At 71.1% G+C, this 8,459-nt stretch carries 9 protein-coding genes; 7 read left to right on the top strand and 2 right to left on the bottom strand.

The features are described 5' to 3' along the window. Positions 1-74 precede the first annotated feature (74 nt). The 7 genes from AC5LSR_RS16430 to AC5LSR_RS16400 all read left to right on the top strand — a co-directional run bounded on the left by AC5LSR_RS16430 (position 75) and on the right by AC5LSR_RS16400 (position 7,154). Positions 75-221, top strand: a complete 147-nt coding sequence (locus tag AC5LSR_RS16430; RefSeq protein ID WP_493468658.1) for an NHL domain-containing protein — start codon at positions 75-77, stop codon at positions 219-221. A 285-nt stretch (positions 222-506) separates the two neighbouring features. Beyond that, on the top strand, positions 507-1,280 hold the full coding sequence (locus AC5LSR_RS16425) for a winged helix-turn-helix domain-containing protein (RefSeq protein WP_493468652.1): 774 nt from the start codon (positions 507-509) through the stop codon (positions 1,278-1,280). After that, entirely contained in the window at positions 1,277-1,960 is a 684-nt protein-coding gene (locus AC5LSR_RS16420; RefSeq protein ID WP_493468651.1) for a PP2C family protein-serine/threonine phosphatase, read from the top strand. The genes AC5LSR_RS16425 and AC5LSR_RS16420 overlap by 4 nt, the downstream gene beginning before the upstream one ends. Further along, complete coding sequence (locus tag AC5LSR_RS16415) at positions 1,960-3,039, top strand: serine/threonine-protein kinase (protein ID WP_250280883.1); 1,080 nt, start codon at positions 1,960-1,962, stop codon at positions 3,037-3,039. Before AC5LSR_RS16420 ends, AC5LSR_RS16415 begins: the two co-directional genes overlap by 1 nt. After that, positions 3,036-3,614 (top strand): hypothetical protein, encoded by a 579-nt coding sequence (locus tag AC5LSR_RS16410; protein WP_250280882.1) that lies wholly within the window; start codon positions 3,036-3,038, stop codon positions 3,612-3,614. The genes AC5LSR_RS16415 and AC5LSR_RS16410 overlap by 4 nt, the downstream gene beginning before the upstream one ends. 58 nt (positions 3,615-3,672) lie before the next feature. After that, the gene (locus AC5LSR_RS16405; protein WP_250280881.1) at positions 3,673-6,138 is read left to right on the top strand and encodes an Hsp70 family protein; all 2,466 of its coding nucleotides are present in this window, start codon (positions 3,673-3,675) and stop codon (positions 6,136-6,138) included. Then, complete coding sequence (locus tag AC5LSR_RS16400; protein WP_250280878.1) at positions 6,135-7,154, top strand: hypothetical protein; 1,020 nt, start codon at positions 6,135-6,137, stop codon at positions 7,152-7,154. The genes AC5LSR_RS16405 and AC5LSR_RS16400 overlap by 4 nt, the downstream gene beginning before the upstream one ends. Before the next feature lie 176 nt (positions 7,155-7,330). On the opposite strand, the gene AC5LSR_RS16395 is transcribed toward AC5LSR_RS16400, so the two are convergent. Both AC5LSR_RS16395 and AC5LSR_RS16390 read right to left on the bottom strand, forming a co-directional pair. Next, positions 7,331-7,750, bottom strand: coding sequence for a PPOX class F420-dependent oxidoreductase (locus AC5LSR_RS16395; protein ID WP_493465638.1), 420 nt, complete (start codon positions 7,748-7,750; stop codon positions 7,331-7,333). A 216-nt stretch (positions 7,751-7,966) separates the two neighbouring features. Continuing rightward, a partial coding sequence (locus AC5LSR_RS16390; protein ID WP_250280874.1) for an ATP-binding protein occupies positions 7,967-8,459 on the bottom strand: 493 nt, incomplete at its 5' end.

Raw genomic sequence — 8,459 nt, 5'->3', positions numbered from 1 at the left:
TCGCCGATGAGGGTAATGCTCGGGTGCGTAGGGTTGGTGTGGATGGGGTGATTACCACGGTTGCCGGTACGGGGATGTCGGGGTTTTCTGGTGATGGTGGGCCGGCTGTTCGTGCCTGGCTTTCGCGGCCTTCTGGTGTGGCGGTTGACGGTTCCGGTGTTCTTTATATCGCTGACACAGGAAACGGCCGGGTGCGCCGGGTGGGCCCCAGTGGCGGGTAGCGGATTCCGGGAAAGGTTCCTCGGAACTTCCTGTCATGGCCCGTGTCGGCCTGTCCGGCATGTTGCCGCGCGACGCCGGACGAGAGCCGCGCGCGGCCCCGGAGCCCTCCTCCCGGCGCCGCGTCCCGGCCGGAACGGCACCGCTGTCCGGCCCGGCGGGGCTCGTCGGGTGCGCGTGACACCGGCGTCCACATCCGGTTTCCATCTCGTTGCCATGGCCGTCGGTGTGTGGCTCGGCCAGGCTCGGAGCGGCGCATGCATGTGATCAGAAAAGAGGCGGGGCTGGTGGGGAGCCGAACGGTGGTGCTACAGGTCACATCCCCGGAGGGCACCGTGCACGACGTCGAACTGGATACCGGGCCGATCACCATCGGGCGGGAGGCGTCGGGACACACTCCGGACGTCGTGCTGGGACCGGACCCCCAGCGGTGGGTCGGCCGGTTGCACTGCACGCTGGACTTCGCCGACGGCATGTGGTCGGTGACCGACAACGCCAGCGTCAACGGCACGCTGCTGCGGCACGGCGGCATCACCGACCGCCTGCGGGGGCACCGACGGATCCAGCATCAGGACACGCTGCTGATCCTCGGCGGCATGAGCCCGGGCGGTGAGCCGCTGTACTGGGAGCTGATCTTCCTGGATCCGAACGCCACCCTGCCGGCGCCGTTCGGCCCGCCGCCGGAGGTCCGTCACGTCGGGCCGTGCCTGCGCTACGACTGGGTGGCGGCCAGGGTCTACCGCCACGAGGACGGGGTGGAAACCCTGATCACGGGGCTGCGTCCGCAGGGCCACCAACTGCTGCGGTACATGGCCGGACGCAACAGCAGCGGCGCGGCGGTGACCTGCGACCACACCGAGTTGATCACCGCACTGTGGGGTCCTCGCGAGGAGTGGGCGGCCCACCGCTCGTACACCCGTGCCGACGTCGCGGGCGTCGTGCGGGCCGTGCGGCGCTGCATCGAGGTGGACCCGTCGAACCCTCGCATCCTGGAGACCGTCGCAGGCATCGGTTACCGCCTCAACGTCCACCCGGGTGCCGGGGACGGGCGGTCGGCATGATCCGATACGCTGCCCGGACCAGGACGGGTCACCTGCACAGCGACAACCAGGACCGGCTGGCGGCCGACGTCGAGCGGGGCACGTTCATCGTGGTCGACGGCATGGGCGGCCTGGCGGAAGCGTCGGCCACCGCGCAGGCGGTCGTCGAGCAGTTTCCCCGCCGGGTGCGGGAGCGTGTCACGGCGTTGCACGGGCCAGACGTGGCGCAGGCGGTGACCGCGGTGGCGGCGGAGCTCAACGAGCGGGTGCGGCAGGGTGCGCGCGCGGGCCCGGACAGCACCGGCGCGGCCGTCGCGCTGCTGCTCGTCCGCGACGGCCTGGCGCTGGTCGTGCACCTGGGTGACAGCAGGATCTACCTCGCGCGAGACGGGCGTCTGCGTCGGCTCACCGAGGACCACACCCGGGGCGGGCAGCTCACCCGGTTCGTCGGCATGCCCGGAGAGGTCGTCCCGGGCGTTTCGGTCACAGAGCTGTATGCCTGTGACCGCATCCTGCTGTGCACCGACGGGCTCACCGGCAGCGTCGACGACCGGGTGCTCGCCGAGCTGCTGACCACGCCTGACGGGCTTGACGGGGTGTGCGGGCAGCTGGTCGAGGCCGCTACCGCGGGGGGAGCGGTCGACGACATCTCGGTGATCGCCATCGAGTACGACGCGAGGAACGCGAGGGGGATGGGCTGATGGCGCTGCTCGGCAACGGCGACGAGATCGGCGACAACCTCACCGTGGAACGGCTGCTCGGCGAGGGCGCGTTCGCCGAGGTCTACCGGGTGCGGCACCGCCACCTCGGCCGGCAGGCGCTGAAGCTGTTCAAGAAGGTCGCCTCGCTGGAGGAGACGGACGGGATGCTGGACGAGGCCCGCCTGCTGTCGGCGCTGGGGCATCCGAACATCGTCCGGGTGTTCGACGCGAACACCGTGCGGACTCCGCGCGGGCTGCGCGGTTTCTTCACGATGGAGTACGTCGCCGGGGGCAGCCTCGAACGCCTCGCCGCGGTGCACCGCCCGTCGGTACCGACGGACCTCGTCGCCGAGGTGATGGAGCAGATCGCGAACGGGCTCGCGGCCGCCCACGGCCAGGACCCGCCGATCGTGCACCGGGACATCACCCTGGCCAACATCCTGGTCGGCTACGACGGCACCGGTATGCGGGTGCGGGTCAGCGACTTCGGCCTGGCCAAGCGCGCCAACCCGTTCACACAGCTGGCCAGCGCGCAGGGCACCTACGCGTTCATGGCCCCGGAGGTGCTGCGGGACCAGGGCTACTCGTGTGCCAGCGACGTGTGGTCGGTGGGCACGGTCGCCTACTGGCTGCTTACCAACCACTTTCCGTACCACGACGGGGGACGCTTTCCCTCCTGGTACTCCGTCGCCCGGTTCAGGCAGGCGCCGTTGCCGCCCAGCCGTTACAACGACGATGTCGACGCCGAGCTGGACCGCATCGTGCTGGCCACCCTCGAAGTCGACTCCGTCAACCGTCCGGTTACCGCACAGGCCCTCGCGGACGCGTTGCGCGAGCGTCGGGAGGCCGGCGGAGGCTCGGCGGCACCCTCGCCCGTGACCCCGGCTCCGGGCTCCCCGCCTCCGCCGCCCACCAGACAGGCCGAACGTCTCGCCGAGAAGGCGCTGGCGCTCTCCCGCGTTCCCGGCCAGCTGCCACGGGCGGCCGATCTCATGGAGGAGGCGGTCAACCTGTCGCGGTACCTGCGGGATCTGTACCTGCACAAGCTCGTCCTGTGGCGCCGGGGGGTGATGATGTGAGCCAGCAGCTGACACGGATGCGGGCGGAGCTGCGGCAACGCCGCCATCACCGGGCTTTCCGGATCGCGCCACCGGCATGGGACGAGTTCCTGTGCGAGCAGATGGAGCGGTTGCTCGCCGAGATCACCGAGCTCGGCGATCTCGGCGCGGCGGAACCCGAGTCCCAGCCGGACCCGCCGCGGCCCGGTCCCGGTCCCGGTCCCGGGTCCGGGTCCGGGCCGTGTCTCGACGAGAAGGCGCTGGCCCGTGCCGTGACGAACCTGTGGAAGGCCCAGCGCAAGCTCGCCGAGGAGGAGGAACCGTCCGCCCGGGCCCGGCAGGCCGCCCGCTACCTGCGCGCATGCCGCGACGCGCTGGCCGAGGCCGGGCTGGTCGTGCAGGACCACGACGGGGACGCGTTCCATCCCGGCCGCTCCATCGAGGTCCTCGCCTTCCAGGAGGATTTCTCCCTGGACACCGAAAAGGTGCTGGAGACCGTCCGGCCGTCGGTCTACTTCCAGGACCGACGTGTCCAGATGGGCCAGGTGATAGTCGGGCGCCCGCCCTCTTCCGGGCCCGTCGGCACAGTGTTCTAGCTCGGTGCCCGGCCCAGTACGGACCAAACATTCGACACGGATCACACAGAGGGCTGTCATGCGTGACACGATCGACTTCGGTATCGACCTGGGTACCACGAACAGCGCCATCGCCGTTGTCAATGACGGCACGGTTACCGTAATCAAGAACAACGACGGCTGGGAGACCACGCCGTCCGCGGTCTGGATCCCCAAACCGGGGGTCGTCCATGTCGGACGCCGGGCGCGTGACCGCAGCGAGAACGACCCGGAGAACGTGGCCGCGGAGTTCAAGCTGGAGATGGGGCTGGCCGACGCGCGCCGGCGTTTCGCCAAGGCCGCGGTGGAGCTCACCCCCCAGCAGCTGTCGGCCGAGGTGCTCAGGTCACTGCGCGCGGACGCCGCGCACCAGTACGACAACGTTCCCCCGGAAGTCGCGGTGATCACGGTGCCGGCGGCGTTCGCCCTGAACCAGAACAAGGCGACCGTCGACGCGGCGGCGCTGGCGGGTTTCAGCGCGGAGTGCCCGCTGGTACAGGAGCCGACGGCGGCGGCCTTCGCCTACGGTTTCCACAACACCGCGGACCGGGTGTACTGGATGGTGTTCGACTTCGGCGGGGGGACGTTCGACGCCGCCGTGGTCAGCAAACGTGACGGCGACCTGCGCGTGCTCAATCACGCGGGTGACCCCTACCTTGGCGGCAAGCTGATCGACTGGGCGCTCGTCGAGCGGGTTCTGGCACCCGCGGCCAGCCGTGACCTCGGTTTTTCCGAGTTCCGCCGGGACAATCCGAAGTGGCTGAAGAACTTCGCGATCCTGAAGCAGGCGGCCCAGGACGCGAAAATCCAGCTGTCCCGGCTCGGACAGGTGGATATCACAACCGAGCTCCTGGACGAGGGGGCGAGCAGGGAGACGTTCGAGTACACCCTGACCCGCGACGAGCTCGACCGGGTCGCCGAGCCCTTCTACGTCAGGGCGATCAAACTGTGCCGCTCCGCGCTCGGCGAGGCCGGGCTGGGCGCGGACGACATCGACCGCCTGCTGCTGGTCGGCGGGGTCACCCTCGCTCCCGGGCTGCGGGAGCGGCTCGCCGACCCCCGGCACGGCCTGGGCATCGAGCTGGACTTCAGCCTCGACCCGACCACCGTGGTCGCCTGTGGCGCGGCCATCTTCGCGAGTACGGTCCGCAGCCCGGAGCCGGCGTCCTTCGAGCCCGCGCCGGGGGAGTTCACGCTCGAACGGCACTACGACCCCAGCGTGACCACGACCAGGCCCACCGTTGGTGGTCACGTGCACAGCGCCGCTCCGGTCGACTGGACGGCCTATTCTGTTACCCTGAGCAACCCAGCCGGCCGTCCACCGTTCACCACCGGCCGCATCGCACTGGCCGCGGACGGCGGCTTCCTCACCGAGGTCGACCTCGATCCTCACCAGACCTCACGCTTCACCGTCGAGCTGACCGACGCCACCGGCACACCCCGCAAGCTCACACCGGACACCTTTCCGATCACACATGGGGGCACCGAGTTCGGTGGCCCGCGGCTCGGGCACTCGCTGGGTATCCAGGTCGCCGACGGCAGGTTCGAGCCGATACTGCGGAAGAACGCCACCCTGACGGCCAAGGGCAAGAAGCCGTTCCTGACCACCGGCGCGTTGCGCCGCGACGATCCGGAGTCGGTGCTGCGGATCACCGTCCTGCAGGGCGAACACAGCCGGGCGGACCGTAACCGTGAGGTCGGGGTGCTGGAGATCCGGCCACGTGACGTCCGGATCGATCTTCCCGCGGGCAGCGGCGTCGAGGTCACCTTCGAGGCGAACACGTCCAACCTGGTCACGGTGGTCGCCGACGTGACGCTGGTGGGGGAGCAGTTCGATGCCGAGCTCAACCTGGACAGCGTCCGGACCAGGAGCCCGCAGGAGCTGGAGAACCTGCTGCACGAGGCGGAAGAGCGGCTGGCCTCGCTGCACAGCCAGGCCGTGACCGGGGAGAAGCGGCTGGCCGAGCTTGAGAAGGACGGCACCCTCACGACCGTCCGTGAGCAGGTGCGAGCGGCCAGGGTGGACGCTGGCGCCGCGGCGACGGCCGAGGACCGTCTGCGGGAGCTCAACGCCAGACTGGACGACATCGAGGACGCCGTGAAACTGCCCGAACTGGTCCAGCAGGTGGACGAGCTCCTGGACTGGGCCGCCGGGCCCGCGGAGCGGTTCGGCACCGCGGCGGACCGGCAGGCGCTCGCGGATCTGCGGCGCCGGGCACGGGAGGCGGCCGACGCCGAGGACGTCGCGGCGGTGCGCAACCAGCTCGACCGGATCATCCCGCTCGTCCTCGAGCTGGAGCGGCGCAACCCGGACTGGCCGGTCCGGCTGTTCTACAGCCTCGAGAGCGTGCTCGGTGCCACCGGCCAGGCCGATGCGCTGATCCGCGAGGGCAAGCGGGCCATGGCGGCGAACGACGTACGCGGCCTGGAGGCGGTGAACCAGCGTCTGATCCGTCTGCTGCCACGGGACGCGCAGGATGCGATCATCACGCTGGTTCCGGCATGAGCGAGCCGCTGCGTTCCGTGCTGGACGCCCAGGTGGCCGTCAGCCGGGCGCGCGCCGCCGCGCGTGCGGGTGATCTGGACCGGGCGGCGCGGCTGCTGGACGGCCTCGACGCCGCCGGCCGCCTTGACGCCGCCGGCGCGGCCGGCGTGCCCGTGCTCGACCTGCGGGCCAGGGTGCACGCCCAGCGCGGCGAGCTGGCCGAGGCGGACAGGTGCTGGGCCAGGGCGCAGGCCCTCGTACCCGATGATCCGGCCGCCGCGGCGGGTCGCCACACCATCAAAAAGATCAGCAAAGGTCGCCGGCGCGTTCGGCCGCTCGTCGGGCCGGGCCGGGTCGTGGCCGCAGCCGTGGCCGTGACCGCGGTGACGGGGACGGCGCTCGGGTATTTCCCGCTCGACGGCCTCGGACCGAGACCGCCCGGTGTGGCCAGCCCCTCGGAGCGGGCCCTGGTACACGCGGCTCAGCCGCGGCGGGAGGACGAGAGCACCGAGACGCTGGAACGGCGCGTTCACGCATCGGAACAGTACGCCAGCGCCCTGGCGGGGCGGCTGGCGTCGCTGGACGCGGAGCGCGCCGCGGCCGCCGGCCGCCGCGCCCGTGATCTCGACGCGATCGTCGAAGGGCTGGGGACGCTCTCCGGTGCGTCCGTGGAACGCCGTGCCGAGGACGTCCGGGTGGTCTTCAGCACGGGGCTGTTCCTACGCGACGCGGAGATCAGCCGAACGGGCCGGCTGCTGCTGACGCGGATCGGCGGCCGGCTGGCGAGCATGAACGTGACGACGACCGTGGTAGGTCATGTGTCCGCCGTGGCCGGAGGGCGGACGAGCGGAGGCTCCACGGTCGCGCTGGACCGTGCCCGGGTGGCGGTCGGCTACCTGGCGGCGGGCGGCAGACTGCCCCTGACAGCGTTTGCCCTGGTCAGCGCGGATCAGACGCAGGGTCCGTTCCCGGACGTCCAGCGTAACCGCACGGTAACCCTGATGATCATCCCGAGGGAGCCGCCAGCGCCCCGCTGACAGCTCGCCCGCGGCCTCGGACATCCGTCCCGGAGCACACCCGGTGCCAGCTGACGCCAAGCCGGTGCGGTGCGGTGCGGACGACCCTGGTGCCGAGGTCCTGGCACCAGCCGGCTCTGCTGTCAGCCGGCCCTGGTGCCGGTGGTCCTGGCTGGTGCCGGTGGCACGCGGTCAGGTCAGGACGTCCAGGGGCCGATGCCGCCGACGCGTTCCGGGGTGATCCGCAGGACGTAGCCGGGGGGTGGGTCGGGGATCGGTGACGGAGGGGCGTCCGGCCCAAGGTAGATCCTGGTGAGTTTCGCGAGCAGTTCGGGCGCGCCGCCCTCGATGACCTTCGCGTGCCCGTGGACGACCAGGTAATGGTCGAGGCCGCCGCCCTCGGTCCCTGCGGCCTCGATCGACAGCGCCACCCGTGGGTCCCGCTGGAGGTTGCGGAGCTTCTGGTACAGCCCCAGGTGGGCGGTGACGATCTCGTCGCCGTCGACGCCCACCCACACCAGGGTGATCTGGGGGCTGCCGTCCGGGTTCAGGGTGACGAGGTGGGCGAGGCGCCCGGCCGTCAGCGCGGCACGCACGGCGTCGGTCAGCAGAGTCATGTGTTCGACGTCCTCCAGGTGCAAGAAGGCGCGGCGCAGGTCGAGCCGCTGGTTGTGACTACGACAGCTGTATGTCAGAACCGGCCCGGCTATTCCCGGGAGGGCCGGTCACCTGCGGCGATGCCCGGTCGTCTGCCGCGCAGCCGCCCGAGGGCCGGCGGAATCACGATCATCTCGCCGGCGGTGTCGGGCGGGCCGTTCGTCGGATGGGCCGCGTCAGATGAGCTGTTCGGCCCAGATGGTCTTGCCGGTGCGGTTGTAGCGGGTGCCCCAGTGGTGGGTGAGCTGGGCGATGAGGAACAGGCCGCGGCCGTTCTCGTCGAGGGTGCGGGCGCGGCGCAGGTGGGGGGCGGTGCTGCTGGTGTCGGAGACCTCGCAGATGAGGGTGCCGCGGTCGCGGATGAGGCGGAGGTGGATGGGGCCGGTGGCGTGGCGGATGGCGTTGGTGACGAGTTCGCTGACGACGAGTTCGGTGGTGTAGATGGCGTCGTGCAGGCCCCAGGCGGTGAGCTGGTCGGTGGTGTGGGCGCGGGCGTGGGCGACGACGGCGGGGTCGGCGGGCAGGTCCCAGGAGGCGACCTGGCCGGCGGTGAGGGTGTGGGTGCGGGCGAGCAGGACGGCGATGTCGTCGTCGGCGGGCCGGTCCGGCAGCAGGGTCTTGAGAATGACGTCGCAGGCGGTGTCGAGGGAGTCGGTGGGCTCGCCGAGC

The organism is Protofrankia sp. CiP1_Cm_nod4 (assembly GCF_982290645.1).
Note: the sequence above shows the minus strand (reverse complement) of the source record. Positions and strands in the feature narration are given on the sequence as shown.